Source organism: Kitasatospora sp. NPDC051164, from assembly GCF_044455625.1.
GTDB lineage: Bacteria > Actinomycetota > Actinomycetes > Streptomycetales > Streptomycetaceae > Kitasatospora.
Window position 1 is genome coordinate 47,114 of sequence record NZ_JBITFB010000013.1, and the last position, 26,629, is coordinate 73,742.

The 26,629-nt window shown below is 72.6% G+C and carries 28 protein-coding genes; 15 read left to right on the top strand and 13 right to left on the bottom strand.

Features of this window, described 5'->3' with window-relative positions:
- Positions 1-237: 237 nt before the first annotated feature.
- The 3 genes from ACIBEC_RS20345 to ACIBEC_RS20355 form a co-directional block, all read right to left on the bottom strand.
- Complete coding sequence (locus ACIBEC_RS20345; protein ID WP_360501921.1) at positions 238-1,851, bottom strand: tannase/feruloyl esterase family alpha/beta hydrolase; 1,614 nt, start codon at positions 1,849-1,851, stop codon at positions 238-240.
- 171 nt (positions 1,852-2,022) lie between these two features.
- Entirely contained in the window at positions 2,023-2,730 is a 708-nt protein-coding gene (locus ACIBEC_RS20350) for a cytochrome b/b6 domain-containing protein (RefSeq protein ID WP_360501918.1), read from the bottom strand.
- Complete coding sequence (locus ACIBEC_RS20355) at positions 2,678-3,400, bottom strand: molybdopterin-dependent oxidoreductase (RefSeq protein WP_360501916.1); 723 nt, start codon at positions 3,398-3,400, stop codon at positions 2,678-2,680. The genes ACIBEC_RS20350 and ACIBEC_RS20355 overlap by 53 nt, the downstream gene beginning before the upstream one ends.
- Before the next feature lie 433 nt (positions 3,401-3,833).
- Here ACIBEC_RS20355 and abc-f point away from each other — a divergent pair, with 433 nt between their 5' ends.
- The 3 genes from abc-f (at position 3,834) to ACIBEC_RS20370 (ending at position 6,764) form a co-directional block, all read left to right on the top strand.
- Positions 3,834-5,468 (top strand): ribosomal protection-like ABC-F family protein, encoded by a 1,635-nt coding sequence (abc-f, locus tag ACIBEC_RS20360; RefSeq protein WP_360501914.1) that lies wholly within the window; start codon positions 3,834-3,836, stop codon positions 5,466-5,468.
- A gap of 134 nt (positions 5,469-5,602) precedes the next feature.
- Positions 5,603-6,166 (top strand): CGNR zinc finger domain-containing protein, encoded by a 564-nt coding sequence (locus tag ACIBEC_RS20365; protein WP_360501911.1) that lies wholly within the window; start codon positions 5,603-5,605, stop codon positions 6,164-6,166.
- Positions 6,167-6,296: 130 nt separating this feature from the next.
- Positions 6,297-6,764 (top strand): hypothetical protein, encoded by a 468-nt coding sequence (locus ACIBEC_RS20370; RefSeq protein WP_396288244.1) that lies wholly within the window; start codon positions 6,297-6,299, stop codon positions 6,762-6,764.
- Positions 6,765-7,144: 380 nt separating this feature from the next.
- Here the strand turns inward: ACIBEC_RS20370 and ACIBEC_RS20375 are convergent, their stop codons facing one another.
- Positions 7,145-7,570: an Ohr family peroxiredoxin gene (locus tag ACIBEC_RS20375; protein ID WP_360501905.1), complete on the bottom strand. Its 426-nt coding sequence runs from the start codon at positions 7,568-7,570 to the stop codon at positions 7,145-7,147.
- 265 nt (positions 7,571-7,835) lie between these two features.
- On the opposite strand from ACIBEC_RS20375, the gene ACIBEC_RS20380 reads away from it, so the two are divergent.
- The 4 genes from ACIBEC_RS20380 (at position 7,836) to ACIBEC_RS20395 (ending at position 11,777) form a co-directional block, all read left to right on the top strand.
- A complete protein-coding gene (locus ACIBEC_RS20380) occupies positions 7,836-9,329 on the top strand; it encodes a DUF2079 domain-containing protein (RefSeq protein ID WP_360501902.1) in 1,494 nt (497 codons plus the stop codon).
- A 100-nt stretch (positions 9,330-9,429) separates the two neighbouring features.
- The gene (locus ACIBEC_RS20385) at positions 9,430-9,837 is read left to right on the top strand and encodes a GntR family transcriptional regulator (protein WP_360501900.1); all 408 of its coding nucleotides are present in this window, start codon (positions 9,430-9,432) and stop codon (positions 9,835-9,837) included.
- Positions 9,838-9,873: 36 nt separating this feature from the next.
- Positions 9,874-10,776, top strand: a complete 903-nt coding sequence (locus ACIBEC_RS20390) for an ABC transporter ATP-binding protein (RefSeq protein WP_396288245.1) — start codon at positions 9,874-9,876, stop codon at positions 10,774-10,776.
- Positions 10,773-11,777, top strand: a complete 1,005-nt coding sequence (locus tag ACIBEC_RS20395; protein WP_360501896.1) for a hypothetical protein — start codon at positions 10,773-10,775, stop codon at positions 11,775-11,777. Before ACIBEC_RS20390 ends, ACIBEC_RS20395 begins: the two co-directional genes overlap by 4 nt.
- A 94-nt stretch (positions 11,778-11,871) precedes the next feature.
- Here ACIBEC_RS20395 and ACIBEC_RS20400 read toward each other — a convergent pair whose 3' ends face one another.
- Positions 11,872-12,246: a zinc ribbon domain-containing protein YjdM gene (locus ACIBEC_RS20400; RefSeq protein ID WP_360501893.1), complete on the bottom strand. Its 375-nt coding sequence runs from the start codon at positions 12,244-12,246 to the stop codon at positions 11,872-11,874.
- Between the two features lie 169 nt (positions 12,247-12,415).
- On the opposite strand from ACIBEC_RS20400, the gene ACIBEC_RS20405 reads away from it, so the two are divergent.
- Entirely contained in the window at positions 12,416-13,264 is an 849-nt protein-coding gene (locus ACIBEC_RS20405) for a universal stress protein (RefSeq protein WP_360501890.1), read from the top strand.
- Positions 13,265-13,289: 25 nt separating this feature from the next.
- On the opposite strand, the gene ACIBEC_RS20410 is transcribed toward ACIBEC_RS20405, so the two are convergent.
- The gene (locus tag ACIBEC_RS20410; RefSeq protein ID WP_360501887.1) at positions 13,290-14,381 is read right to left on the bottom strand and encodes a hypothetical protein; all 1,092 of its coding nucleotides are present in this window, start codon (positions 14,379-14,381) and stop codon (positions 13,290-13,292) included.
- A gap of 103 nt (positions 14,382-14,484) precedes the next feature.
- Between ACIBEC_RS20410 and ACIBEC_RS20415 the strand changes: the two genes are divergently transcribed.
- The 3 genes from ACIBEC_RS20415 (at position 14,485) to ACIBEC_RS20425 (ending at position 16,107) form a co-directional block, all read left to right on the top strand.
- Positions 14,485-14,952, top strand: a complete 468-nt coding sequence (locus tag ACIBEC_RS20415) for a nucleoside deaminase (protein WP_360501884.1) — start codon at positions 14,485-14,487, stop codon at positions 14,950-14,952.
- 37 nt (positions 14,953-14,989) lie between these two features.
- On the top strand, positions 14,990-15,553 hold the full coding sequence (locus ACIBEC_RS20420; RefSeq protein ID WP_360501881.1) for a YbaK/EbsC family protein: 564 nt from the start codon (positions 14,990-14,992) through the stop codon (positions 15,551-15,553).
- A gap of 116 nt (positions 15,554-15,669) precedes the next feature.
- The gene (locus ACIBEC_RS20425; RefSeq protein ID WP_360501879.1) at positions 15,670-16,107 is read left to right on the top strand and encodes a universal stress protein; all 438 of its coding nucleotides are present in this window, start codon (positions 15,670-15,672) and stop codon (positions 16,105-16,107) included.
- 78 nt (positions 16,108-16,185) lie between these two features.
- Here the strand turns inward: ACIBEC_RS20425 and ACIBEC_RS20430 are convergent, their stop codons facing one another.
- Entirely contained in the window at positions 16,186-16,485 is a 300-nt protein-coding gene (locus tag ACIBEC_RS20430) for a hypothetical protein (protein ID WP_360501876.1), read from the bottom strand.
- A gap of 123 nt (positions 16,486-16,608) precedes the next feature.
- Here ACIBEC_RS20430 and ACIBEC_RS20435 point away from each other — a divergent pair, with 123 nt between their 5' ends.
- The 3 genes from ACIBEC_RS20435 to ACIBEC_RS20445 all read left to right on the top strand — a co-directional run bounded on the left by ACIBEC_RS20435 (position 16,609) and on the right by ACIBEC_RS20445 (position 19,635).
- A complete protein-coding gene (locus ACIBEC_RS20435) occupies positions 16,609-17,868 on the top strand; it encodes an MFS transporter (protein ID WP_360501873.1) in 1,260 nt (419 codons plus the stop codon).
- Positions 17,869-17,903: 35 nt separating this feature from the next.
- A complete protein-coding gene (locus ACIBEC_RS20440; protein ID WP_360501870.1) occupies positions 17,904-19,088 on the top strand; it encodes a CopD family protein in 1,185 nt (394 codons plus the stop codon).
- A gap of 163 nt (positions 19,089-19,251) precedes the next feature.
- Positions 19,252-19,635, top strand: a complete 384-nt coding sequence (locus ACIBEC_RS20445; RefSeq protein WP_360501868.1) for a hypothetical protein — start codon at positions 19,252-19,254, stop codon at positions 19,633-19,635.
- A gap of 19 nt (positions 19,636-19,654) precedes the next feature.
- Here ACIBEC_RS20445 and ACIBEC_RS20450 read toward each other — a convergent pair whose 3' ends face one another.
- The 4 genes from ACIBEC_RS20450 to ACIBEC_RS20465 all read right to left on the bottom strand — a co-directional run bounded on the left by ACIBEC_RS20450 (position 19,655) and on the right by ACIBEC_RS20465 (position 23,946).
- Positions 19,655-20,854 (bottom strand): sn-glycerol-3-phosphate ABC transporter ATP-binding protein UgpC, encoded by a 1,200-nt coding sequence (locus ACIBEC_RS20450; RefSeq protein WP_360501865.1) that lies wholly within the window; start codon positions 20,852-20,854, stop codon positions 19,655-19,657.
- A gap of 40 nt (positions 20,855-20,894) precedes the next feature.
- The gene (locus ACIBEC_RS20455; RefSeq protein ID WP_360501863.1) at positions 20,895-21,728 is read right to left on the bottom strand and encodes a carbohydrate ABC transporter permease; all 834 of its coding nucleotides are present in this window, start codon (positions 21,726-21,728) and stop codon (positions 20,895-20,897) included.
- Positions 21,725-22,570: a sugar ABC transporter permease gene (locus tag ACIBEC_RS20460; RefSeq protein ID WP_360502014.1), complete on the bottom strand. Its 846-nt coding sequence runs from the start codon at positions 22,568-22,570 to the stop codon at positions 21,725-21,727. Before ACIBEC_RS20460 ends, ACIBEC_RS20455 begins: the two co-directional genes overlap by 4 nt.
- A 98-nt stretch (positions 22,571-22,668) precedes the next feature.
- Positions 22,669-23,946: an ABC transporter substrate-binding protein gene (locus tag ACIBEC_RS20465; RefSeq protein ID WP_360501860.1), complete on the bottom strand. Its 1,278-nt coding sequence runs from the start codon at positions 23,944-23,946 to the stop codon at positions 22,669-22,671.
- 273 nt (positions 23,947-24,219) lie between these two features.
- Between ACIBEC_RS20465 and ACIBEC_RS20470 the strand changes: the two genes are divergently transcribed.
- Positions 24,220-24,621, top strand: a complete 402-nt coding sequence (locus ACIBEC_RS20470; RefSeq protein ID WP_360501858.1) for a hypothetical protein — start codon at positions 24,220-24,222, stop codon at positions 24,619-24,621.
- Between the two features lie 182 nt (positions 24,622-24,803).
- Here ACIBEC_RS20470 and ACIBEC_RS20475 read toward each other — a convergent pair whose 3' ends face one another.
- Positions 24,804-25,418 carry a cytochrome b/b6 domain-containing protein gene (locus ACIBEC_RS20475; RefSeq protein ID WP_360501855.1) on the bottom strand — a complete coding sequence of 205 codons (615 nt, stop codon included), beginning with the start codon at positions 25,416-25,418 and terminating at the stop codon, positions 24,804-24,806.
- Positions 25,402-26,115, bottom strand: coding sequence for a molybdopterin-dependent oxidoreductase (locus ACIBEC_RS20480; protein WP_360501854.1), 714 nt, complete (start codon positions 26,113-26,115; stop codon positions 25,402-25,404). Before ACIBEC_RS20480 ends, ACIBEC_RS20475 begins: the two co-directional genes overlap by 17 nt.
- Positions 26,116-26,629 lie beyond the last annotated feature (514 nt).

Below are 26,629 nucleotides of genomic sequence, written 5' to 3' on the forward strand. Positions count from 1 at the left end.
CTGCCCCTCTGCCCCTCTGCCCCTCTGCCCCTCTGCCCCTCTGCCCCTCTGCCCCTCTGCCCCTCTGCCCCTCTGCCCCTCTGCCCGCCACGATCATCGCCGATGCCACGCACCCGGGCCAGAGAGCGATGCCACGCACGCAGGCCCCGGAGCAACGCGACGGACCCGGGCCGCGGGAACGCAAAGGTCCCGGCCCGCGACACGGGGGGCGCGGGCCGGGACGGTACCGGAGGGGATTCAGTGCCGGGAGGGAAGGACGCAGCGGAAGCTGCTGGCGGCGGCCGGGTCGCCGTGGCCGGTGTAGCGGGACACCTTGGGGTAGGCGCACACGTCGCGGCTGACGTTCTGCCCGGCGGCGTCGACCAGGGTGGCGGGCAGCGTCCTGGGGGCCTTGCCCTGCTCGACCCAGGCGGTCAGCGCGGCGAGGTCGTCGATGGTGCCGGCGCCCTTGTTGAGGCCGCAGTGGCCCGCGCCCGGGACGAGGAAGAGCCGGTAGAAGTCGTCGACCCGCTTGGTGCCGCCCATCGTCCGCTCGACCTGCCGGCGGTAGTCGACGGTTCCCTGGGTGGGGATGTACTGGTCGGCTTGGCCGTGCCAGGTCAGGAGCTTGCCGCCGGAGTCGCGGAAGGCGGAGAGGTCGGGGTCGTCGGTGCCGATGATCCGGTCGTACTCGGCCCGGGACTGCTCGAACAGCTGGGTGAACTGGTCGTAGGTGATGGTCGAGACGTCGAACGACGGCTGCTTCTTCAGCCAGGTCGCGACCCAGAGCTCGGGCACCGGGAACGGTGCGCCCTTGGCCACGCCGTTCGCGTCGGGGGCGGTGCCGGCCAGTGCCGACAGGTCGGCCCCGACCGGGACACCGGGCCACAACTTCCGGCCCGAGGCGGTGCGCGGGCCGTCCCATATCTTGCGCACCACGGCCGCGTCGGCCGCCGTGATGGTCAGCTCCTTGCCGTTGCACACCACCTTGGTGCCGATCAGCCGGCGGGGGTCGAAGTCGCACCGCGCCGCGTCGTTGAGGAGGTGGTCCTTGACGCCGTCGAGTGGGTCGCAGGCCTCGACGGCGGCGTCGGTGAAGGCCTTGAACTCGCAGGCGGACGGGTAGGTATTCTCGTTGTTCATGACGACCTGCGGCCACAGGGTGGCGACTTCGAACTCGTCCCAGTTGACGGCGGGCGCGTTGGCGAGGATGCCGTCGAAGTCGTCGGGGTAGCGCTGGGCTTCCATGTAGCCCTGGCGTCCGCCGGTGGAGCAACCGTTGAAGTAGGAGTAGGCGGCGCCCCGCCCGTACGCGGCGGCGACGACCTCCTTGCCGACGATCGCCGCCTCGTGCTGGGACCGGGAGGCGAGGTTCTCGAGCAGCGCGGTGTTGACCTGCCCCTTGCCGTTCAGCGCCCAGCTGACGTCGATGGCGTCGCCGAGCCCGGCATCGGTGGTGGTCCCGGCGTACCCGTTCTTGACCGCGGTGCCCAGTCCGACGTTGTTGTCCCCGGCCGCGTAGGCGCTGCCGCCGACGGCCTGGAAGCGGCCGTTCCAGCCGCTCAGGGGGAGCCAGGTCCGCACCTTGGCATGGTCGTTGTCGCCGGGGTGGGTGATCGTGACGGTCACCTCGCAGTAGGCGGGGACGCCGGTCACCATGCCGCCCACGACCCCGGTCCCGTCGATGGTGCCGCCCTCCTGGCGAAGCGCCGTCACGGACTCCACCGTGGTGCCGGCGGGGGCCCGCACCGACACCGGCGAGCAGGAGAACGTGGCGGGTACGGAGCCGCTCCGGGCCTCCGCCGCCGCCATCGGCAGGTTCGCCGCGGCCAGGGCGGCGCCGGTCGCGAGCACGATCAGGAATCTCTTCATGGGTATCCCGTCCAGGTAGGTAGGTAGGTAGGTAGGTAGGTGCCCGGCCGCGAAGAAAGCGTGTGCGCGGCACATGAGCAGGGGGCTGGTCGAAAACATATCACCGGTCAAACAGGTGACGGTAGAGGTGTGGTGACGACAGGTCCGGTGGCGACGAGGGTCCGGTGACGCTCAGGCGTCCGACCGGTCCCGGGGCAGCCACCGGGAGTGGTGCCGCTCGGCCCAGGACCGGCGGACGTACCCGGTACGCATGCCGCGCCTCGACTCGGGGTCCTGGAACGCCTTGCACAGATGCCCGATCACCACGATGGCGATCGCCCAGGCCAGGACGTCGTGGACGAAGATCGCGCTGGTGCGGGAGATGGACGGCAGCAGCCCCGTGAACCACATCAGAAGTCCGGTGAACGCCATCACCAGCACGGCGCCGGCGATCCAGCCCGCGTAGAGCTTCTGCCCCGCGTTGAACTTGCCCGCCGGGCGCGCCCCGGGTTCCGTCCGGCGCCTGCGGGCGGCCCGCAGCCACTCCCGGTCGTACGGCGCGAAGCGGTTGAGCCTGCGCAGGTCCGCGCGGAACTCGGCGGAGAGCAGCCCGAGCAGGAAGGGCAGCGGCAACAGGATGCCCGACCACTCGTGGATCGTGACCATCAGGTAGCGCCGGCCGACGAGTTGGGCCAGCGGCCCGAAGTAGAGGCAGGCGGCGGAGGCCAGGCAGGCGAGCATCAGCCAGCCGGTGGCCCGGTGGACCATCCGCTCGGCGGTGCTGAAGCGGCGGACCCGGTCGACGCGGTGAGGCCGCCTCGCCGGGCCGGTCCGCCCGCGCGTCGCGTCAGGCCGCCTCGCCGTGCCGGTCCGCGTCGTCGAGCCAGCCGTCGACCGCATAGCCGCGCTCCTCCCAGTAGCCGGGGACGACCTTGTCGGTGACCGAGATGCCGGACAGCCACTTGGCCGACTTGTAGAAGTACATGGGCGCCACGTAGAGGCGGACCGGTCCGCCGTGGGCGTGGGTGATGGGCGCGTCCTGCATGGTCAGCGCCACCAGGACGTCCGCGCGGCGGGCCTGCTCCAGGGTGAGGCTCTCGGTGTAGGCGCCGTCGAAGCAGGTGAACCGGACCGCCGCGCCCGGGGAGCGCACTCCGGCGGCGTCGAGGAGGTCGGCCAGCTTCACCCCCTCGAAGGGCGTCCGGTCCACGCGCCAGCCGTCCGTGCAGAGCACGTCGTGGACGACCCGGGTCTGCGGCAGGGCACGCAGGTCGCCGAGCGTGTAGGTGGCCGGCCGGTCCACCAGTCCGTCGATCCGCAGTTCGTAGGTGGTCTCGTCCTTCTGCGGCACCGAACCGACGACGCTGTAGTAGCGGAAGCCGCCCGGGTTGGGCAGCAGTCCGGTCAGGCCCGTCGCGTCGTGCTCGGAGGCGGCGGCCAGGAACCGCTCCCAGCCGCGTTGGAGGTACGGCGCCGCGGCGAGCCCCGCGGCGCCCGCGCCGAGCATGCCGAGCACGGCACGCCGCCCGACCGGCGCGCCCTCGGCTCTCCGCTTCGGTTTTCCCGTCATGGTCAGTGCGCTCCTTCGAGGTGGCAGCCGCGCCGACGAGGCCGGGAACCCAGGCCGTCCGTGGTCGCGGGCACGTACACACGTGTGAACATCGTCGAACCGTCCCAGCATCATCACCGGTTCAATTGGTGACGATGCTGACATGGCCCTCCACGGCTGTCAACGAGCCGACACCGCCGGGCCGGTGAGAAATGACGGCCGCCTGCGAGCAACACCTGCTAGGCTGCATGTGACCTGACGTTCGTGTGATCGAGGAGTGGCAGACATGGCGGGTGACGACGACATCTCCGGGTGAGACCCGGATCTAACGGCCACCGGCCGGCGCTTCAGGAGCGCCGCAGCCGAAGTGGTCCGTTTCGTCGTACCCCCTTCCCCGTGCCTGCCCAGGGCAGAGCTCTCACTCCTGCCCTCAGTCTCCTTCGAGGTCACCTCCATGTCCGACGCCGCCATCGTCTGCTCCAACCTCTCCTTCGCCTGGCCGGACGACACTCCGGTCTTCCACGACCTGTCCTTCACCGTGCCCGCCCGCCGGACCGGCCTGGTCGCCCCCAACGGCTCCGGCAAGAGCACCCTGCTCAAGCTGATCGCCGGCGAACTCACGCCCACCACCGGCTCGGTGACCGTCGGCGGCACCCTGGGCTACCTCCGGCAGAGCCTCCCCCTGACCGGAGACCTCACGGTCGCCGAGGTACTCGACATCGCCGAGGTCGTCCGGGCCATCGACGCCGTGGAGTCCGGCGACGTCGACGAACGGCACTTCACCACCATCGGCGACGACTGGGACATCGAGGAGCGCACCCGCGCCCAGCTCGACCGGCTCGGCCTGGGCCACCTCGCCCTCGACCGCAGCCTGAGCACGCTCAGCGGCGGCCAGATCATCTCCCTCGGCCTCGCCGCCCAACTACTCAAGCGCCCCGACGTCCTGCTGCTCGACGAGCCGACCAACAACCTCGACGCCGACGCCCGGCACAAGCTCTACGACGTGCTGACGGACTTCAGCGGCTGCCTGCTGCTGGTCAGCCACGATCGCGCGCTGCTCGACCGCATGCAGGGCATCGCCGAACTCGACGGCGGCGAACTGCGCTTCTACGGAGGCGACTTCACCGAGTACGAGGAGGCCGTGCGGGCCGAGCAGGAGGTCGCTGAGAAGAACGTCCGCAACGCCGAGCAGGAGCTGAAGCGGGAAAAGCGCGAGATGCAGCAGGCCCGCGAACGCGCCGAGCGCCGCGCGAGCAACGCCGCCCGCAACCTCAAGAACGCCGGTCTGCCCCGCATCTTCGCGGGCACCATGAAGCGCGGCGCCCAGGAGGCGGCGGGCCGGTCCGGCCAACTGCACGCGGCCCGGGTCAGCGACGCCAAGTCCCGGCTCGACGAGGCCGGGCGCGCGCTACGCGAGGAGCAGCGACTCTCCCTGGAGCTGCCCGACACCCAGGTACCCGCCGGGCGCAACCTCTTCCTCGGCGAGGGCCTGCAAGTCCGGCACGCCGGCCGGGCCGTGTTCGCCGACGGCGGCGTCGACCTGAACATCCGCGGCCCCGAACGCATCGCGCTCACCGGGCCCAACGGCGCGGGGAAGTCCACCCTGCTGCGGCTGATCACCGGCGACCTCACGCCGGACGACGGGCAGGTCACCCGCAGCGACGGCCGGATCGCCTACCTCTCGCAACGGCTGGACCTGCTGGACCCGGACCTCACCGTGGCGGAGAACTTCGCCGCGTTCGCGCCCGAGCGGCCCGAGACGGAGCGGATGAACCTGCTCGCCCGCTTCCTGTTCCGCGGCGCCCGGGCGCACCTGCCCGTCCGGGTGCTCTCCGGCGGCGAGCGGCTGCGCGCCACCCTGGCCTGTGTGCTGTGCGCCGAACCGGCCCCCCACCTGCTGCTGCTCGACGAACCGACCAACAACCTCGACCTGGTCAGCGCCGGCCAGTTGGAGAGCGCGCTCCAGGCCCACCAGGGCGCCTTCCTGGTGGTCAGCCACGACGAGCGGTTCCTCACCGAGATCGGGGTGAACCGCCGGCTGCGGCTGGCCGACGGGGCACTGCGGGAGACCGGGGGCCCCGGGGTGTGACCCGCCGGTGTGTGGCGTGGCCTGCGTCCGAGGCTTCGTGCCCGGCGGGCCCGCCACCGCTCACAGCCCGTAGGCGGCCCCCACCCGCCTGCCCGGTTCTTGCGCCCCTCACAGTCACCTGTCAGGATGGTGATGTGAACCTTGACCATGTCTTCGTGTGCGGGCACCCGGCCCTCGACTTCGCGGCGACCCTCCGCGCGCGGCGCTCGACCCGGTTCGAGATGTTCGTGACGCCCGAGCGGCTGAACGCCTGGTACCTGGACTGCGGACTCGTGGACACCATCACGCCCGGCGACGAGCAGGACGTCCGGGACGCGAAGACCGTGCGCGAGGCCGTCTACCGCCTCGTCACCAACCGCCTCTCCGAGGAGGAGTTCGACCGCGAGGCCCTCGCCGTGCTCAACGGCGCCGCGCGCAAGGCCCCCGTGACGCCGCAACTCACCATGACCGGGCGGCACAACGAGGCGACGCCCGAGCAGGCCCTGGCCACCGTCGCGCGGCACGCCGTCGAACTCCTCAGCGGCCCGGACGTCCCCTTGATGAAGGAGTGCGGCAACCCGGAGTGCACGCGGATCTACATCGACCGCTCCCGGGGCATGCGCCGCCAGTGGTGCGGCATGGATTCCTGCGGCAACAAGATCAAGGCCGCCGCCTACCGCGCCCGGAAGAAGACCGCGCCGGCCCTGGGTGTGCGCTGACCCCACCGACCGACATGTTCCGCCCCGACCGCGCCGGCACCCTCGGCATGGGTACCATGCAACACCACCCATCTCGAGGAAGTGAACGGTTGTGACCCGCCAACCAGCCTCCACACTCCGGTCCCGGTACGTGGAACAGGTCGCATCGGACCTGGAGAAGAACCACCGGCGACAGCAGGAGCTGGAGGAAGCGATCAGGGTGCTGAAGCAGGAGGAAGCCCTCCTGGTCGACATCCTGTCCCTCGCCGAGCGGTACGAGGGTTTCTCGGACCCGTCGCGTCTGCCCGAACAGACCCAGGACGAGCCCGTCGCCGCGCAGGCGCGACCGGCGGCGCACGCGACGAAGGCCGACGCGAAGGAGAACTCGCGCCGGCCTCTGCTCGGTGACCTCCTGGCGGACCTGCTGGGTCACCACGACGAGCCCTGCCCCGCGAAGGAGTTGCGCGAGGAGCTCATGGCGACGTACCCGAAGCGCAACCCCACGCCTCAGGTGGTACGGAACACCCTGGAATCCCTCGTGGCCAAGGGGCGCGTCCGGCGCCACAAGCAGGAGCGCACCGTCCTGTACACCCTCGTGACGCCGGGCGTTACCGACTGACCCACCGGCCCGCCGGCGCCACCACCCTCACCTGCGGCAGGTCACACGCGCCGCGTCACACGAAGTACCACGCTCCGGGACCGTACCCCGACGACACCACGGTTTCCGCCCAGTTCCACACCTGTGCGCCGTCCGGCCAAGGCCACTCCCCTGAACGCTCCGGGCCCCGGCTCCGGCTGCGCCGCTCCGCAGGGCCCGTGGAACACCGGTCAGGGGCGTGACGACGGTGCGCGGCCGCCCGTTGATACGTGTGTGTCGTGGCGGCCATCTCCGGCCCTCGCTCTCCGGTCGGCGGTGCGGTGTGACGGCGGTGCTGCGTGACGGTGGGAGCGGGTCCCGTGCGGCGGGGGTTCCGCACGGGACCCGCCGTCTTGGGGGGATCAGGCGGCGGCGGCGTTGATGGTGACGGGGATGTTGTCGCGCGTGGCCTTGGAGTACGGGCAGATCTGGTGGGCGGCGCGGGCGAGTTCCTCGGCGGTGGCCTGGTCCACGCCGCCGAGTAGCGGGGTGAGGACCGCGGAGAGCGAGAACTCGTCGTCGTCGCCGTGGGTGAGCGTGATCTCGGCGGTGATGGTGGTGCTGGTCAGCCGGATCCTGCGGAGGGAGGCGGCGCGGCGCAGGGCGCCGAGGAAGCACGCGGCCCAGCCGGCGGCCAGGAGCTGCTCCGGGTTGGTCGCGGTGCCGGCGCCGCCCAGCTCCTTCGGGAGGGCGAGGCCGGTCTCCAGCAGGCCGTCGGAGGACCGGACGCGACCGCCGTTGCGGCCCTCTCCGTCGACGTTGACGACGGCGGTGTAGCTGACTGCCATGGTGCGCTCCCCATCTGGGTCGAAAGGTATCCGTCCGCCGTCCGACCGGGACCAGGCCGGGGCCGGCGTCGAGACACGTTTCTCGTCACTGGTTGAGGCGGTGATGAAATGATGGCAGCCACTCACATCACCAGTCAAGACAGTGACGCACACCTGCCCCACACTCCGACCCGAACACCGACCCGCACCGGCCACCCGATCTTGACGCCCGCTCAGACCTTCCATCACCCTTCCACTAATCGAATAGTGAAAGGGTTCTTTGTCGATGCCCCTGGCCCTCTCCCCGCACAGCCCGCCCCGCCCCCTCCCGCCCGCGGCCCCGCTCCGACGGGCCGCCCTGCTCGCACGCCGCCCTGCCGCACTGGCCTGGGGCCTGGCGGCGGGCTTCGCCGCGCTCTACGCCTGCGTCGCCGTCAACCGGCACCGGCGCGGCCTCACCAAGGCCTACGACCTGGGCATCTTCGAACAGGCCATCCGGGCGTACGCGCACCTCCGGCCGCCGATCGTCCCGCTCAAGGGGCCCGGCTACCACCTGCTCGGGGACCACTTCCACCCGCTGACCGCCGTCCTCGCCCCCGCGTACCGGGCCTTCCCGACCCCGCTCACCCTCGTGGTCGCCCAGGCGCTGCTCATGGCGCTGGCCGTCGTCCCGCTCACCCGCTGGGCCCACGAGGTGGCCGGGCCGCGGGTGGCACTGCTCGTCGGCTGCGCCACCGGGGCCTCCTGGGGGATCGTCAGGGCGGCGGCCGACGACTTCCACGAGATCGCGTTCGCCGTCCCGCTGCTCGCCTTCGCCGCCACCGCGCTCGGCCGGCGCCGCCCGCTCGCCGCCGCGCTCTGGTCGCTGCCGCTGCTGCTGGTCAAGGAGGACCTGGGGCTGACGGTAGCCGCCGTCGGCCTGCTGATCGCCTGGCAGGCCCGGCAGGACCGGCGCTCTCCACTGCCGGGGCTCGCCCTGGCCGCCGTCGGCGTCGCCGCGACCGCGCTGACCGTGCTCGTGGTGCTGCCCGCGTTCAACCCGAGCGGGGGCTTCGACTACTGGCAGCAGTTGGGCGGCGGCGGACAGCCCTCGGTCTGGGCCCTGCCGTTGCGGCTCGGGTGGCCGCCGGTCAAGTGGCTGCTGTTGTTCCTGCTCGCCGCCACGGCCGGCTTCCTCGGCCTGCGCTCGCCGCTCTTCCTGCTCTGCGTGCCCACCCTGGTCTGGCGGCTCTTCTCGGCCAACCCGCACTACTGGGGCGTCAGTTACCACTACAGCGCGGTGCTGATGCCGATCGCGCTCGCCGCCCTGGTCGACGCCGTGCGCCGCTGCGGCGGCCCGCGCCCGGCCGACCCACCGACCCTGACCACCCGACCCGCCCCGCTCCCCCGCCGCGCACGGCACGCACTCACCGTCAGCACCCTGGTGACGGCCGTGACGCTGCCGCTCTACCCGCTGCACGAGGTGGTGATGCCGGAGGCCTGGCGCACCTCGCCCCGGCTCACCGAGACCCGGGCGATGCTCCGGCTGATACCGGACGACGCCACGGTGGCCGCCTCCAACCGGCTGGCGGCCCAGCTCACCAGCCGGGCGGAGGTCACCCTGGTGTGCCGGGAGCCGGTGTGGCCGGGGCCGGAGTGGGTGGCCGTCGACCTGCGCGACCCGAGTGTCCAGGCCCCGTGCGCCATCGCCGACACCACCCGGATGCTGACGGTGTACCAGAGTTTCGGCTACCGCCGGCTGGTCGAGCAGGACGGGCTGCTCCTGCTCAAACGCCCCTGACCGGGCTGCTCCTCCCGCCCCCGCCCCCCGGTCCGCCTTGACCATCGCGCCGCAGTGGGCCACCATTCCACTATTGAACTAGTGAAAGGCCGGAACGCCGGTGATCGAGTACCGCATCGAGCGGCGCAGCGGCGTCTCCACGTACCAGCAGATCGTGCAGCAGACCAAGCAGGCTCTGCGGCTCGGGCTGCTGCAGCCCGGAGACAAGCTACCGACCGCCCGTGAGGTGGTGGAGCTGACCGCGATCAACCCCAACACCGTGCTGAAGGCCTACCGCGAACTCGAGCGCGAGGGGCTGGTCGAGCCCCGCCCGGGGCTCGGCACCTTCGTCCGGCGCTCGCTCGCCCGGCCGGAGGCGGCGGCCGACGGTCCGCTGCGCGCGGACCTGGTCGGCTGGGTGGACCGGGCCCGGGAGGCCGGGCTGGAGCGCGAGGACATCTCCGCGCTGATGGCCTCCGTCCTGGAGCAGCGTTTCGACACCGGGGTCTCCCCGGAAACACCGAACTGAGAACAGTGGGGGGACCGGGTGGAAGACCCGACAATCATGACGCCCGCGCTGGAGGCCGCCGGCCTCGGCAGGCGATTCCGGGGCGACTGGGCCCTGCGCGACTGCGACTTCACCGTCCCGGCCGGGCGGATCTGCGGCGTGGTGGGCCCCAACGGCGCGGGCAAGAGCACCCTGCTCTCCCTCGCCGCCCGCCAACTCTCCGCTACTGAAGGTGAGTTGCGCGTGTTCGGCGAACCGTCCGGCACCCCGGACGAGCGCGCCCGGGTCGCGTACGTGGCGCAGGACAAGCCGCTCTACCCGGGCCTCACCGTCGCCGAGACGCTACGGATGGGCCGCGAGCTCAACCCGGCATGGGACCACGAGACGGCCCAACGCATCGTCGACCAGGGCGAGTTGCGACCCAAGGCGCGGATCGGCTCGCTCTCCGGCGGCCAGCGCACCCGGGTCTCCCTGGCGCTCGCCCTCGGCAGGGTCCCCGACCTGCTGCTGCTCGACGAGCCGATGGCCGACCTCGACCCGCTCGCCCGGCACCAGCTCATGGGCACCCTGATGTCGGCCGCCGCCGAACGCGGCACCACCATCGTGGTCTCCTCGCACATCCTCCCCGAGCTGGACGGCGTCATCGACCACCTGCTGCTCGTCCAGCGCGGAGGGATCCGGCTGGCCGGAGACCTGGACGATGTCCTGGACGGGCACCAGCTGCTCACCGGGCCCGCCGAGGCCGCCGACCTCCCGGCCGATCTGGTGGTGGAGCACCGCGTCGGCGGCCGCCGGGCCACCGCGCTGGTACGCACCGGGGAACCACTGGACGGCCCGTGGGAGAGCGAGCGGCCGAGCCTGGAGGACCTGCTGCTCGGCTATCTGCGCGCACCGGCCGATCCGCGACCGGACACCACCCCGGCGAACGACCAGCACCGGAACGAGAAGGCCGCCGCATGAGCACGAACGTCCTGCCCGACCGCGCCACCGCGCCCGTGGGCCGCCGCCCCGCCACCCCTCGACTGCGCGGACTTCTCTGGCTGTCGATCCGTCAGAATCGCGCCCTGCTATGGGTATTGGCCGCACTGCTGGTCCTGGTGGGGGCCGACCTCCTCTGGATCCACCTCGTCAGCAGCCACATCGTGGGCGTACTGCGGCGGACCGGCTGCTACAGCCCCGAGAGCTGGTCCGGCGCCCGGTGCTGGAACCTGCTCTCGCCGATCGACCGGCCGACCTTCTGGTACACCCAGGTCCTCCAGCCCGGGGTGACCGCCGTCCCGCTGCTCATCGGCGTCTTCGTCGGCGCGCCACTGCTGGCCCAGGAGTACGAGCGCGGCACGATCCGGCTGATCCGCGCGCAGTCCGTCAGCCCGATGCGCTGGCTGGCCGCCCGCCTCGCGGTGCCCGGCCTCGCCGTGCTGGCCTTCAGCGGCACGCTCGCCGCCCTGATGACCTGGGTGTGGTGGACGGACATCGTGCACGGGCCGGCCGCCTTCGATCCGCCGTTCCAGTTCTTCACCTATCCGGCGCTCGGGGTCGCGCCGGTCGCCTGGTCACTGTTCGCGCTGGCGCTGGGCGTCCTCGTCGGCCGGCTGGTGCGCCGGACACTGCCCGCGATGTTCCTCACCGGCGCACTGGTCGCGGCCGCCCACGGCCTGATCCGCTGGGCCCGCCCGTACTTCCATCCGATCGTGGACGAAGTTGTCCCGCTGGGCCCCGCGCACCGGTACATCGCGCAGCCCACCAACGCGTGGCTGATCGACCGCGGCGCCGTCCTGGCCGACGGCAGCCGCGTCGGCGACGACGCGTGCCGGTACACCACGTGCGACGGAGCCACCGGCTCCTGGCTGCGGTACCACCCGGTCGGCCACCTCGTACCGATCCAGCTCGTCGAGGCCGGCATCCTGCTGGCGCTCACCGCCGTCATCCTGGTGGTCGCCTTCCGCCGGATCCGCACCTGACGAGCCGGCACGGCCGGGCGGGACAGGCGGGTCGGAACAGGGCAGGTCGAACAGGCGGGGCAGGTCAAGGCGGGGCGGGTCAAGGCGGGGCGGGTCAGGCCTTCTTGACCACGCTGGACTTGAGCTGCATCGCCCCGAAACCCTCGACCCGGCAGTCGATGTCGTGGCCGTCGACGCCGTCGACCAAGCGGATGTTGCGGACCTTGGTGCCGGCCTTGATGCCGGAGGCGCTGCCCTTGACCTTCAGGGCCTTGATGACGGTCACGGTGTCGCCGTCGCTCAGCACATTGCCGACCGCGTCCTTGACCACCCGCTCGCCGGCCCCGGCGGAGACGGCCCCGGCGGAGGCGGCCTTGTCGGCGTGGGCGGGCGCCCACTCGTGGCCGCACTCCGGGCAGACCATGAGGGCGTTCATCTCATAGGTGTACTCGCCGGCGCACTGCGGGCAAGGGGGAAGGTTGTCGCTCATGTGATCAGGATATCCAGTCACCCGAGGGGCGTTTCCCGTGGTCAGCGGGCACGAGGCGCTCGGCGCCGCCTCCCCGGGAGGCGCCGGGCGCGCCCACTGCCGATACTGGGGCCGCACCCGAGGCGGCCGGGCACCGCCCCGATCGAGCACGGGAACCGAGGAGGACGCCATGACCGGATCCGTGGTCGCCGGCTTCGACGACTCGCCCGAGAGCCTGGCCGCCACCGAATGGGCCGCCCGGGAGGCGCGGCGCCGCGGCCTCCGGCTCGAACTCCTCCACGCCTGGCCCTGGCCGAAGCGGGACGTGGTCGGCAGCGACCAGAGCTACCGGCACACCCTGTCGCGACTCGCCGCCCGCGAGGCCGCCCTGCGCGCCCTGGCCCCCGGGCTGACGGTCTCCTCCTCGTCCGTGTCCGCCGAGCCCACCGAGGCACTGGAGGCCGCCGCGCAGAGCGCCGCCGTGCTCGTCCTGGGCTCACGCGGGCTGGGCACCGTCCGCGGTTTCCTGGTCGGCTCGGTCAGCCAGGAGGTGCTGCGCCGGGCCGCCTGCCCGGTGGTGCTCGTCCGGGCGGGCGAGGAGGAGGCGGACGGCGCGGTGACGGTCGGCCTCGACCTGGCGCATCCGGCGGACCCGGTGCTGGCGTTCGCCTTCGAGGCCGCCGCGCTCCGCTCGGCGCCGCTGCGTGTGGTCCACGTCTGGGCCCCGCCGGCCGGCAGCGAGCACATGTCCTACGGCGCCATCGGCGGACTGGAGGGCGAGGTGTCCGCCGACGAGCGGGCCGATCTCGCCGAGGCCCTGGAGTCCTGGCGGGCCCGGCACCCCGAGGTGGCCGTGAGGGCCGACCTGGTCCGGGGCAAGCCCACCGTCGAACTCGTGGACGCCGCGGCGACGGCCCGGCTGCTCGTCGTCGGCCGCAGAACCCACAGGATGCCGCGCCTCCACCACCACCTCGGCCCGGTCGCGCACGCCGCGATCCACCACGTCCACTGCCCGGTCGCCGTCGTCCCGTACGGCTGACCCGGCCGCCGCCGGAAGCGCCCCGTCAGCTGTCGCGGGCGCCACCCTCATGCGCGAAGCACGGGTAGCCCGGCAACGGCTCCACCTGCCATCCGTCGGCGACCTCCCGCAGCAGTCGCCGCATCGTCTCCGTGAACGCGGGGAACCCTTCGAGCCGCGCCGCCGTCTCCCAGCGGTGCCTGAGCACCTGGCGCCTGGTCGCCACCGGCCGCCGGGTGCGGTGCATCGGGCCGTCCTCGGCGGTGCGCGGCAGCAGGCGCAGGGTCGCGTTCGTCGTCCACACGGCCACCGCCCGCGTCATCCCTGCCTCCCACACCGCGTCCTCGGCCAGCGCCGGATACACCGGGACGACCTCGGCCCGGTACGCCGCCTCGATCCGCCGGGCGATCCCGGCCGGCAGGGCGAAGACGCACCAGCAGGTGGCGAACGGCATCCGGCAGTACGCCGCGGTCAGGAACACCGACTGGTAGCAGGCGACCTCGAAGTCGAGCAGCCGCAGACCGTCCGGGGTGAGCAGGTTGTTGTCCGGGCAGGTGTCGCCCGGGGAGAACGCCGGGTACTCCTCCGCGCCCGCCGTCCCGATCCGCGCGAGCTCCTCGACCAGGCCGCCCGGCACGGCGACACCGGCCGCTTCGAGCACGCCGGGGAGGTCGGCGGCGTTGCGGGCGATCCACGGCTCGTCCGCCCAGGTCGGCAGGCCGGTGTCGTACCGCGCCCACAGCCGGGTGAGGTCGGCGCGCCGGTCCACCGACCGTGCCGCCAGCCGGCCGAGCCCGACCGCCCAGGCCAGCAGTCCGTCCTCAGCGGCCTTCGGGTCGTCCCCGAGCAGCACGTCCGCGAGCGTCGGCGCGTCGCCGAGGTCGGCCAGGACCAGCAGCGGCACCTCCGGGTCCACCCCGAGCACCGGCGGGCCGGCCAGGCCGAGCGAGAGCCCGGCGGCCTCCGCCGTGAAACCGCGCAGGGCGTCCGGTCCGCCGGTGTAGGCCTTGACGACGACGCTCCGTCCGTCGGCCGTCCGACAGCGCAGCACACTGGTGCGGCTGCTCCCGCCCAGGTCGACGGGATCGGACAGCCGGGTGGCGAGCAGGCGCTCGGCGGCACGCATGATGTCGTTCACCCGGGCATCCTGTCACCCACACGCCCGGCGTCGGAGCGCTTTCGTCCGGAGACTGACGTCGTACGTTCGACCCCACCACCCGGCCCACCCTGAGGAGTACGCCATGGCCGACCGCGACCACCTGCTCGCCGCCCTCGAACTCGCCCACAGCGCGCGAGCGCACGGCAATCACCCCTTCGGCGCGCTGCTGACCGACTCCGACGGGAACGTCCTGCTCAGCGCCGAGAACTCGGTGCTGTCGGACCGCGACGTCACCGCCCACGCGGAGACCAATCTGGTGCGGCAGGCATCCCGCACCCTGGCCCCGACACAGCTGACCCGGGCCACCCTGTACAGCAGCACCGAGCCGTGCGCGATGTGTGCCGGCGCGATCTACTGGAGCGGCATCCGGCGGGTCGTCTACGCGCTCTCCGCCACCGAGCTGAACGCCATCGCGGGGGTCGACCCGGAGGAGCCGGTGCTCGACCTGCCGTGCCGACAGGTCTTCGCGGCCGGCGGCAACACCGTGGAGGTCTCGGGGCCTCACCTCCCGGAGGAGGCCGCCGCGGTGCACACGGGGTACTGGGGGTAGCCGGGCGGGGGTGAGGGACCGCGCTACAGTCCGTCCCATGAGCGAGTCCGCACCCCCGCCCTTCGGAAACGTCCCAACGGCCTTCGCCGCCCTGGAGGTTCGCGACGACCTGGCCGCCCCCGTGGCCGACGCCCTGAAGAACTGGGACGCCCGGGACGCGGCCGCGGCCGTGCTCTACGTGGATACCGACCCCGAGAAGGCGGACACCGCGGTGTTCTGCGCGGCCTACGACACGCCGCCGGAGCTCTCCGCGAACTGCGTGGTGGTCGCCGCCAAGCGCGCCGGCGAGGTCACGCACGCCGCGTGCCTCGCCCTGGCCACGACCCGGGTGGACGTGAACCGGACGGTCCGTACCCACCTGGGGGCCCGGAAGGCGTCCTTCGCCCCAATGGACACCGCGGTCGAGCTGACCGGCATGGAGTACGGCGGCATCACCCCCGTCGGCCTGCCCGACGCCTGGCCACTGCTCCTCGACGAGGCCGTGGCCGCCGCGCCGTACGTCCTGGTCGGCAGCGGTCGGCGCCGGGGCAAGCTGATCCTCCCCGGGTGGGCGCTGGCCCGGCTGCCGGGCGCCGAGGTGCTGCCGGGCCTGGCCGGCTGAGCGGTCGGCCGACGACCGGGTGCCGCCGTCGTCACCCGGGTGCCGGACCGTACTGGCGGCGGCATCGGGTGGCCCGCACCGTGGTGGAAGGGGCGACGACCGACAGGACGGTAGACATGGACGCGAACGACTCCGCTCCCCGCGTGGTGGTCGGCGTCGACGGCTCGCCGTCGTCGCACGCCGCGCTGCGCTGGGCGGTCCGGCACGCCACGCTGATCGGCGGGGTCGTGGAGGCGGTGGGCGCGTGGGATCCGCCGAGCCACGTCGGCTGGTCGGCGCCGGTGGTCGACATGTCCTTCGACCGGGACCTGGCCGGGCGGCGGTTCGCCGAGGAACTCCGCACGGTGCTCGGCACGGACCGCCCGGTGGAGGTCCGGCCGACGATGGTGATGGGCGACCCCTCGGACGTCCTGCTGGACGCGTCGAAGGGCGCCGAGGTCCTGGTGGTCGGAAGCCACGGCCGCGGCGGCTTCACCCGGGCCCTGCTCGGCTCGGTCAGCACGCGCTGCGCGCAGCACGCCGCCTGCCCGGTGGTCATCGTCCGCGCGCAGTGACGACCCGCGGCCCTCGCCCGGGCGTCCGGGCCCTGCGGGGGCGCGCGGGTGCTCGCGGGGAGCACCCGCGGCTTCCGGCTACGCGGCGCCGCTGACGCCCGGGGCGACGAAGCGCCGATGCAGCGGGCTGAACACCGTCTCGGGCTCCCCGGGGATGCCGGCCTTCTCGATCGCGGGTGCCAACCGTTCGGCGAAGAACGTCTCGAACGCCTGCTGGGACTCCCACACATCGGTCACGTGCAGGCCCTGCGCGTCGAACCAGGCGACGTGCAGCTGCCCACCGGCCGGCTCGACCTCCTCCCAGCGGACTTCGTCACGCACCGTGTCGTACTGCTCGGGCGTGGCCTCGGCCCACCGCATCGACATCACCACAGCCATGTCACCGCTCCCTTGCTCTCGTCCCTGCTCTCGTCGCGGTTCCCAACCCCCGGTGCTTCCAGCCAACTCCCGCTCCCGCCCGCGCGCACCTCGACCGGCCCGCGCAGCCGATAGGGTGTGGGGATGAACCGGCCCACCCCGGCGGAGCGGTCGACGGGTATGCGACCGTGGCGGTTCGTCGTGTGGTTCGGGATCGTGAGCCTGCTCGCCGACTTCGTCTACGAGGGCGCCCGGTCCGTCACCGGGCCGCTGCTCGCCTCCCTCGGCGCTTCCGCGCTGGTGGTCGGCGTGGTCACCGGAGCCGGGGAGGCCGCGGCGTTCGGCCTGCGGCTGGTGTCCGGGCCGCTGGCGGACCGCACCGGCCGGTTCTGGGCGCTGACCATCGCCGGGTACGCGCTGACCGTCGCCGCGGTGCCGCTGCTGGGCGTGGCCGGGACGCTCACGGCCGCGTGCGTGCTGGTGGTGGCGGAGCGGGTCGGCAAGGCCGTCCGGTCCCCGGCCAAGGACACCCTGCTCTCGCACGCCACCGCCGCCACCGGCCGGGGTCGGGGGTTCGCGGTGCACGAGGCACTCGACCAGTTCGGCGCGGTGATCGGCCCGCTCACCGTGGCCGGGGTCCTGGCCGTGACCGGTAGCTACGCGCCCGCGCTGGGCGTCCTCGCCGTGCCGGGCGTCGCGGCGCTCGCCGTGCTGGTGTGGCTGCGCGCCCGCGTGCCCGAACCCGCCCGCTACGAGCCCGCCTCCACGCCCGGCCACCCCTGCGGCGGCAACAGCGACGGCGGCGAAGAGGCCGAACCGCCGCGGCTGCCACGCGCGTTCTGGGTGTACGCGGCCTTCACCGCGGCGACGACCGCCGGCTTCGCCACCTTCGGCGTGGTCTCCTTCCACCTGGTCCAGCGCCACCTGGTGTCCGTGTCGTTGGTGCCGGTGCTGTACGCGGCCGCGATGCTCGCCGACGCCGTCGTCGCGCTGGCCACCGGCTGGCTGTACGACCGGGTCGGGCCGCGCGTCCTCGCGGTGCTGCCGGTGCTGGTCACCGCGATGACCGCGCTCGCCTTCAGCGGCTCGCGGGCCGCCGTGGTCGCGGGCGTCCTGCTGTGGGGAGCGGTGATGGGAGTTCAGGAGTCGACGCTGCGCGCCACCGTCGCCGACCTCGTGCCCGCCGCCCGACGGGCCACCGCCTACGGCGTCTTCGCCGCCGTCGTCGGCGCCGCGACCCTGGCGGCGGGCGCCCTGACCGGCGCGCTGTACGAGGTGTCCGTGCCGGCCCTGATCGCGGCGGTGACGGTCGTCCAGGCGGGCGCCCTCGTCCTGCTCGTGGCCGTCCGACCCGACCGCGAGTCACAGATTGATGACGGTAGAACAATCAAGGGCAAAGAATGAGGGAAGGCTATCCTTAGAAAGGTTAGCCTTCCCTCATGAACAGTCTGCTGTCGGCCGCGAACACGGCCGGATACGCCACGCCCCAGCTCTGGCGGGTCCTCACCAAGACCGGCTACTTCATCGGCCTCAGCGGAGCCATCGGCACCACCGTCACGTACGCCACCACCGTCCGCCCCGCCCTCAGGACCGCCGAGCGCAGCGGGAACAGCGACGACGCCGCGGTCCTGAGGTTCGGATCGGCGGCCTGCCTCGCCGGGGCGGGCGTGGTGCTGCTGGTCGCCGGCTACTTTCAGCTCGCCGCCCGCGTCGCCCGCTCCGGCAAGGGCATGCCCTTCGGCGACGCCCTGGCCCCGGGCCGGATCCGGGACTTCCTCCAGGCCCCCGCCGCCAAGGACGCCTGGGTCGCCCAGGGCACCGTCTACCTGGTCCAGAACCTCGTCCTCCTGGCCACGGCCGCCGCGCTGATCGCCCTGTTCGTCCCGGCCGCCCGCCGGCACACCGACCGCATCGTCTTCGCCGTCCTGCCGGCCGCGCTCGCCGCCACCCTGGTCGCCGCCGTCCCGACCACCTCGCCCGCCGACCTCGACCGCTGGCTCGACCTGGCCCTCGACCAGGTCCACATCGTCTCCGGCACCGTCTGGCTCGGCGGCCTCGCCCTGCTCGTCGCCCTCGCCGGCACCCGCGGCCGCCTCGGCGACGGCGCCGGCCTGCTGTGGGCCGACCTGTGGCGCCGCTTCGGCCTCGTCGCCATGGTCTGCGTCGGCGCCGTCCTCGTCTCCGGCCTGTGGCTCAGCTGGAAGCACGTCGGCTCGGTCTCCCAGCTGTGGACCACCGGCTACGGCCTCGCCCTGCTCGTCAAGGTTGTCCTCGTCCTCGGCCTGGTCGCCGCCGGCGCCGTCAACCAGTTCTGGCTGATGCCGCGCATCGCCCGGGCCCGCCGCGCCGACGACACCGCCTCCCTGCGCCACCTCACGCTGCGCCACTTCCCCCTGGTCGTCTGGGGCGAGGTCGCCCTCGGGGTCACGGTCCTGGTGGTCGTGCCGTTCCTCGCCGGGTCCGCCCGCACCGAGGCCTGCAGCGCCAAGGCCGTCTCCTCCGGCAGTGTCTTCGCCGCCGGCGCCGCCCTGGTCGTCGCCCTGGCCATCTCCTTGTACGCCACGGCCAAGGCCTCCGAGGCGATGGCCCGTCGCCCGTCTGCCACCCCGGCGGCGACTGTCTGACACCACCGGTCCTCACCTCCCCCGCGCGCGTCGCCGACCTGGGTGTCCTCCGGACCGGCAGCTCGCGTTGGGGCGTCCGCCTCCGGATGCGCCCGGCCGTCCGGGGTGGTCGACTCGACACGACGGGAAGTCTCGGGGGGCGTCACCGAGAGGAGCCGTAGCAATGCCGAAGGTTTCCAAGCAATCCGCGCCGCAGGTCCAGGAGTTCGGGCCGGTGACCGACCGCCGGGCGGAGATGGACGGCTACACCGTCGAATTCGTCTCCTTCGCCGCCGACGCCGACCTCGACGGGCCGCTGCAGGCGCTGCCCGACGGGTCGTGCCAGTGCCCGCACTGGGGCTACGTCATCGCCGGCCGCATGCGCTTCGTCTTCGGCGACCAGGAGGAGGTGTACGAGGCCGGCGACGCCTTCTACCAGCCGCCGGGCCACCGGCCGTACGTCGACGCCGGCACCGAACTGCTGCAGTTCAGCCCGACCGACAAGCTCGCCCGGACCGAAGAGGCCATCTCGGACTGGATGAGCCGCCAACAGGGCGGCACGCCGTAGCCCCTGCCCCCGCCCCGCGCTAGTCCGGCAGGCGTTCCGGGTGGGTCAGGTTGGCCCCGCTTCGGGGGTCGAAGACGTGGATCCGCGCGGTGTCGACCCACAGTTCCAGCGGGCTGCCCTCGGTGGCGCGGGTGGCGGTGTTCAGCCGTGCGACGACGCGGTGCTCCTGCATGCCGGTGTCGGCCCGGCCCGAGTCCGCGGCGAGTTCGGCGAGTTCGTCCGTCGGCGCCGGCCCGCCCTCCTCGGCGAAGTGGACGTAGACGTCCGAGCCCACGGACTCCCTGACCTCGACGGTGACGGTGCAGGTGACCCCGCCGGTGTGCCCGACCCCGGCGTGCTCGGTCAGGGAGGCGTCCTCGAAGTCCTCGGGGCGGATGCCGACGATCAGTTCGCGCGGGGCGTCCGCGTGCTCGAGGGCGCGCCGGGTGCGGTCGTCCAGCGGCAGCGCGCCGAGTGAGGTGCGCAGCGCGTTCTCCTCCAGCGCGGCGCCGAGGAAGTTCATGCCGGGCGAACCGATGAACCCGGCGACGAAGAGGTTGACCGGCTCGTCGTACAGGTGTTGCGGCGAGCCGACCTGCTGGACGACGCCGGCGCGCATGACGACGACCCGGTCGCCGAGCGTCATGGCCTCCACCTGGTCGTGGGTGACATAGACGGTGGTGGTGCCCAGGCGGCGTTGGAGCGCGGCGATCTGGGTGCGCATCTGGACCCGGAGTTTGGCGTCGAGGTTGGACAGCGGCTCGTCCATCAGGAAGACCTTGGGGTCGCGGACGATCGCCCGTCCCATGGCGACCCGCTGGCGCTGTCCGCCGGAGAGGTTGGCGGGCTTGCGGTCGAGGTGCTGGGTGAGGTCGAGGATGCGGGCGGCCTCTTCGACCTTGGCGCCGATGGTCGCCTTGTCGACCTTGGCGAGGCGCAGCGCGAAGCCCATGTTGTCGCGCACGCTCATGTGCGGGTAGAGCGCGTAGCTCTGGAAGACCATCGCGATGTCGCGGTCCTTGGGCGCGCGGTCGTTGACGACCTGTCCGGCGATGCGCAGGGTGCCTTCGGTGATGTCCTCCAGGCCGGCGATCATGTTGAGCGTGGTGGATTTGCCGCAGCCGGACGGGCCCACCAGGATGACGAATTCGCCGTCGGCGATGGTGAGGTTGACGTCGTGGACGGCGAGGGCGCCGTCGGGGTAGCGCTTGGTGATGCCGTCGAGGACGATCTCGGCCACGGTTCGCCTTCCTGTTCCTGGTCCGCCGGGTGGGGCGGTCTCAACCTTTGACTGCGCCGGCGGTGAGCCCGGCGACGATGCGGCGTTGGAACAGCAGCACGAAGACCACGATCGGGATCGTGATGATCACGGCGGCGGCCGCGATCGAGCCGGTCGGCTGCTCGAACTGGGAGCTCCCGGTGAAGAAGGCGATGGCGGCCGGTACGGTCCGGGCCGAGATGGTGGAGGTCAGCGAGATGGCGAACAGGAAGTCGTTCCAGCAGAAGATGAAGACGAGGATGCCGGTGGTGAACACGCCGGGTGCCGCCAGCGGGGCGATGACCAGCCGGAACGCCTGCCATGGTGTGGCGCCGTCGACCTTGGCGGCTTTCTCCAGGTCCCAGGGGATCTCCCGGAAGAACGCCGACAGTGTGTAGATCGCCAGCGGCAGCGAGAAGGTCATGTAGGGGATGATCAATCCGGCCCAGGTGTCGAAGAGGCCGAGCACCCGTTCGATGTTGAACAGCGGTGAGACCAGCGAGATCGGCGGGAACATCGCGATCAGCAGGGACACCCCGATCAGCAGCCGCTTGCCGGGGAAGCGCAGCCGGGCCACCGCGTAGGCCGCCATGGTGCCGAGGACGACGGCGATGGTGGTGGCGATCACCGCGATCCCGATCGAGTTCACCAGGGCCCGGGTGAACTCCGAGGTCTGGAAGATGCCGCGGTAGTTGGTCCAGGTCCAGGTGCGCGGCACGAAGTCGCCGTCGGAGAGGGTGCTGGGGTCCTTGAAGGAGAGGGCGACGATCCACCAGACCGGGAAGAGCGCGTAGAGGACGACGACCAGGTTGGCGATGCCCCAGCCGGTCAGCGCGCGGGTGTGGCGGGTGCTCATCGGTGCTCCGGTTCGGCGCCCGGCGTGGCCGCGCCGAACAGTTTGACGAAGACCAGGGCGATGAGCGCGACGCAGCCGAAGATGAGGACGGAGATCGCCGAGCCGATGCCGAGGTTGAGCGCGGTGAAGAGGTTGTCGTAGCCGAGGATCGAGACCGATCCGGTGCCGTTGGAGCCGCCGGTGAGGACGTAGATGTTGTCGAAGATCCGGAAGGCGTCCAGGGTGCGGAAGAGCAGGGCGACCAGGATGGCCGGTTTCATCAGCGGCAGGATGACCAGGCGCAGCCGTTGTCCGAACGTCGCGCCGTCCACCATGGCCGCCCGGACGGTCTCGTCGGGCACCAGGGCAAGGCCCGCGAGCAGGAGCAGGGCCATGAACGGGGTGGTCTTCCACACCTCGGCGAGGATGATCAGGCCGATGGCGGGCCACTGTTCGGTCAGCGGGGCGCTGCCCTCGGGCAGCAGGGCGGCCAGGTAGCCGGTGCCGGGTGTCCAGGCGTACTGCCAGGAGTAGGCGGCGACGACGGTGACGATCCCGTACGGCACCAGGACCGCGGTGCGGACGGTGCCGCGTCCGAAGACGGCGCGGTGCATCACCAGGGCGAGTGCCAGTCCGAGGACCAGTTCGACGGCGACCGACACCGCGGTGATCAGCACGGTGACGCCGAGCGCCTGCCACCAGAAGTTCGAGGTCAGCACGGCGCCGTAGTTGGCGAGCCCGACCCAGTGCGCCTGTTCGGGGAAGCGCAGGTCGTAGCGCTGCAGCGAGAGGTAGAGGGCGTAGCCGATGGGGTAGGCGGTGACGGCCAGCATCACGATGACCGCGGGTGCGCAGAGCAGCAGGCCGAGCCGGCGTTCCTGGCGGGCGCCGCGGGAGCGCCCGGCCGGGGTGTGGACGGCCGGGGCGGGGGCGGCCGCGTCGCGGGCTCCGGTGGGTGGTGTCACGGAATCAGCCCCTTCGAGCCGAGGGCGTCCTGGATCTGCCCGCGGAGGTCGGCCACGTCCTTGTCCGGGTGGATGTCGGCGGGCGGGGAGAGGGTGTGCGAGATGGCGATGGAGACGTTCTGGTAGGCCGGGGTCTGCGGCCGGATGCTCGCGGAGTCGAGGGCGGTGAGCACGTCGGCGGCGAAGGGGTAGCTCTGGGTGAGTTCCGCCGCCTGGTAGAGGCTGCGCAGGGACGGCGGGAGGCCGCCCTTCAGGGCGTTGGTGAGCTGGTTGTCCCGGTCGCGCAGGCACAGGGTGGCCTCGAAGGCGAGGTCGGCGTGCCGGCTGTAGGCGCCCACCGCGAGGTCGATCCCGCCGATGGTGACGCTGGCGGGGCGGTCGGGGGTGACGGCGGGGTACGGGGCCCAGCGGAAGTGCGGGAACAGCTTGGGCTGGTTGGCCTTCATGGAGGGGTAGACGAAGGGGTAGTTGATTTCGAAGGCGGCCGTGCCGGACTCCATGGCGAGCCGGTTCTGGTCCTCCATCTGGTTGGGCAGCGAGGGGTCGGCGGCCGCGGAGGTCGCCAGGTCGTGCATCACCGTGGCGGCGGTGACGGCGGGGGCCCCGAGCGCGGGTGCCTGCGCGTCGGGGGTGAGGATCGAGCCGCCCGCGCTGGTGACGAGGGTGTTGAACCAGACCGTCAGTCCCTCGTACTGGGCGCCCTGGATCTCCACGTAGTGCGGTTTGCCCGCGCGGGCCAGCTCTTCGGCCTTGGCAAGCATCTCCGCCCACGTCCCGGGCGGGGCGTCCACCAAGTCGTCGCGATACCAGAGCAGTTGGGTGTTGGAGTTGTACGGCACGGCGTACAGCCGGCCTCGCCAGGTCGCGGTGCGCACCGCCGCGTCGAGCGTGTCGGCGGTGGCCCGCTCGCGCATCGCCCCGGTCCACTCGCGGATCCAGCCGGCTTCGGCGAACTCGGCGGGCCAGGTGACGTCGAGGCCCAGGATGTCCACGTCGGCGTCGTGCGCCGCCATCCGGCGCACCAGCTGCTGGCGTTGGCCGTCCGCGCCGCGGGGCAGTTTGTTGTAGTGGATCGTGTAGCGCCCGCCGGACTGCTGCCCGCAGCGGTCGGCGGCCTGCTGGAGGGCGCCCGAGTCGTCCGGGAAGTTGTACCAGTTCAGCGCGACCGGGCCACCCTGCCCGCCGCTCCCGCAGCCCGTCAGGGCGGACGCGACCACGGCCAGTCCGGCGGCGGCACGCGCCCACCGTGAGCGGAGACTGGGGACCCTCGGCATCGTTCTCCCGTGGTGGGGCGGACCGGCCCCGCCGACCCTAGCCCGCCGCTCCCCCCGGTTCCCGGCGTGCCGCGCCGCCGACCACCCGGACGGGTCAACCCGTCAGGGCCCGGTGCCGAAGTGTCGGCTCGGACAGGTGGCCTCGACCGGCCCCGGTGACCCCGTCCGACACGCCACGGGCGGCGGATCATCGCCCGCCGCCCCGAGGGGCAGCGCCTACTGTCACCTTCGCCCACACATGGACATCTACTGACAGAAGCGGAGAAATCCCTCATGAATCGTTGCATCACCCGGACGCTGATCCTCCTCGCCGCCGCCGGTCTCGCTGCTGTGCCGACCGCCGCGAGCGCCGAGGTCGTCTCCGGCGGCAACCACGGGACGGTCATCGTCGGCGACGACAACCAGGTCGCCGGCTACGACATCATCAACGCCGGCCACGACGCCACCGTCGGCTCCCACAACGGCGCGAGCGGCGCGGCCGGGGTGGCCGGAGCAGCCATGGACGCCGCCCAGGCCGCCGGGGGCAACTACGGGACCGTGATCGTCGGCGACCGCAACCAGGTCGCCGGGGACGACATCGTCAACGCCCGCGACGACGCCACCGTCGGCTCCTACAACGGCACCTCCGGGATGGCGGCGACGATGACCGCCGCGCTGAAGCCGATCACGGGCTGACGCCCCCGTGCCGCCGGCCCGGAAGCCGCCTTCCGGGCCGGCGGCACGCCGTCCGCCCCCTGGTGGCGTTCCACACCGGCCGCCCACGGGCCCGCTACCTGGCGTTGACGACACGTCACCCCGCCGCCGGTTCCGGGCGGTCGATCGGCGGGCGCTCGGCGCGCGACGACGGCTCCCCCGGCCTACTCCGGCTCCGCGTCCGCGGCCTGCCAGTGCGGGTGCTCGCGCTCGGCCCAGCCACGCTCCACCAGCCCGGTCCGCATCCCGCGCCGGGCCTCAGGATCCCGCCAGGCCATCCGGACGTGCCCGGCGACCACGATCGCAATGGCAGCGGCCAGCCAGTCGTGGACGAAGGTCGCGCCGGTCCGCCAGGACGGCGGGGCGAGGTGGGTGAGCCACATCAGCAACCCGGTGCCGACGATCACCAGCATCGACCCGAGCGTCCACTGCGCGTACAGCTTCTGCCCGGCGTTGAACTTGCCCGCCGGCCGGTCCCAGGAGCGCCACCGGACGGCCCGCAGCCACGCCCAGTCCGCCGGCACGAACCGGCTGAGCCGGGCGACGTCCGCCCGCAGCGCACGGGACGCCAGCCCGAGCAGCAGCGGCACCGGCAGGGCTACGCCGCACCACACGTGCACGGTGACGACCAGCGGCCGGTTGCCGACCAGCGTGGCGAGCGGCGCCAGGTAGAGGAAGGCGGCCGTGGCCAGGCAGACGCCCATCAGCGCGGCGGTCGTACGGTGCACCCAGCGCTCGGTCCGGGTGAAGCGGAGGATCGGCTCAACTCGTCGGCGCATCGTCCCGCCCGTTCGACCGGCCGACCCAGGCGTCGACGTCATAACCGTTCTGCTCCCAGTAACCCGGCTCCACCGAGCCGGTGACGGTGATCCCCGACAGCCACTTCGCGGACTTGTAGAAGTACATCGGCGCGACGTACAGCCGCACGGGCCCGCCGTGGTCGTGCGAGATCGGATTGTCCTGCATGCGCAGCGCCACCAGCACGTCGTCCCGGCGTGCCTGCTCCAGGGTCAGGCTCTCGGTGTACTCGCCGTCGAAGCAGTTGAAGCGCACGGCCTTCGCCCCGTCCTTCACCCCCGCGGCGTCCAGGAGGTGGGCCAGCGGCACGCCCTCGAACGGGGTGTTCGGCACCCGCCAGCCGGTGACGCACTGGACGTCCTTGACCAGCCGCCGCTGCGGCATCGCCTGCAGATCGGCCAGCCGGTGGGTGGTGGGGCGCTCCACCAGTCCGTCCACCGTGAGCGCGTAGTTCGCGGCGTCCCGCCCGGGGACGGAGGTCACCACCGAGTAGTAGCGGAAGCCGTTGTTGCCCGGCAACAGCCCGCTGAGTCCACTCGGATCCCGCTCGGCCAACGCCGACTCGGCACGCTGCAGGTACGGGCCGACCGCCACGCCGGCCGCACCGAGCCCGAGCAGGCCCAGCACGACCCGCCGGCCCACCGGACTGCCCTTGGGATGTTCCACTTCTCTCGTCACGCCCCGATTCGACCAGCTCAGGGCGGGCCACGGCCAGCGACCGGGGCGTTCCGTCAGAATTTCGTCATCTCCGGCACCACACCGCGCGCCGGCCGCGACCAGCGCCGGTACGAGGCAGACGGCGGGGGCCAGTATCAGATTCCCCGGTATCCATCGGATCACAGGGCAAGGCCGCCTCGGTGCACCTCCTCGGTGACGGCTCCGGGATCCGTCGTCACCCCGCCCACGGGCCCGTGCGGGTACGGGCAAGCGGGCCCACAATGGAAAGAGGAGACAGGACCGAGCGTGACGCAGAGTCAACACGGACAGTGCGGTTTCTCGTCCCGGGCCCGTCTCCTCGCAAGCTCCGGCATGCGGCAGGACCACTGACAGGCCGACGGTCTGACGCGGACGGCGGCCTCCCGCCGGTGACGCCGCCGTCCGGCTGGCCCGGACCGTACACCACGGGAACCCGCACCCTGTGCAACCGGCGCCGCCGTGGAAGCGCGGAACCTCATCAGTAGCACCCGAGGTT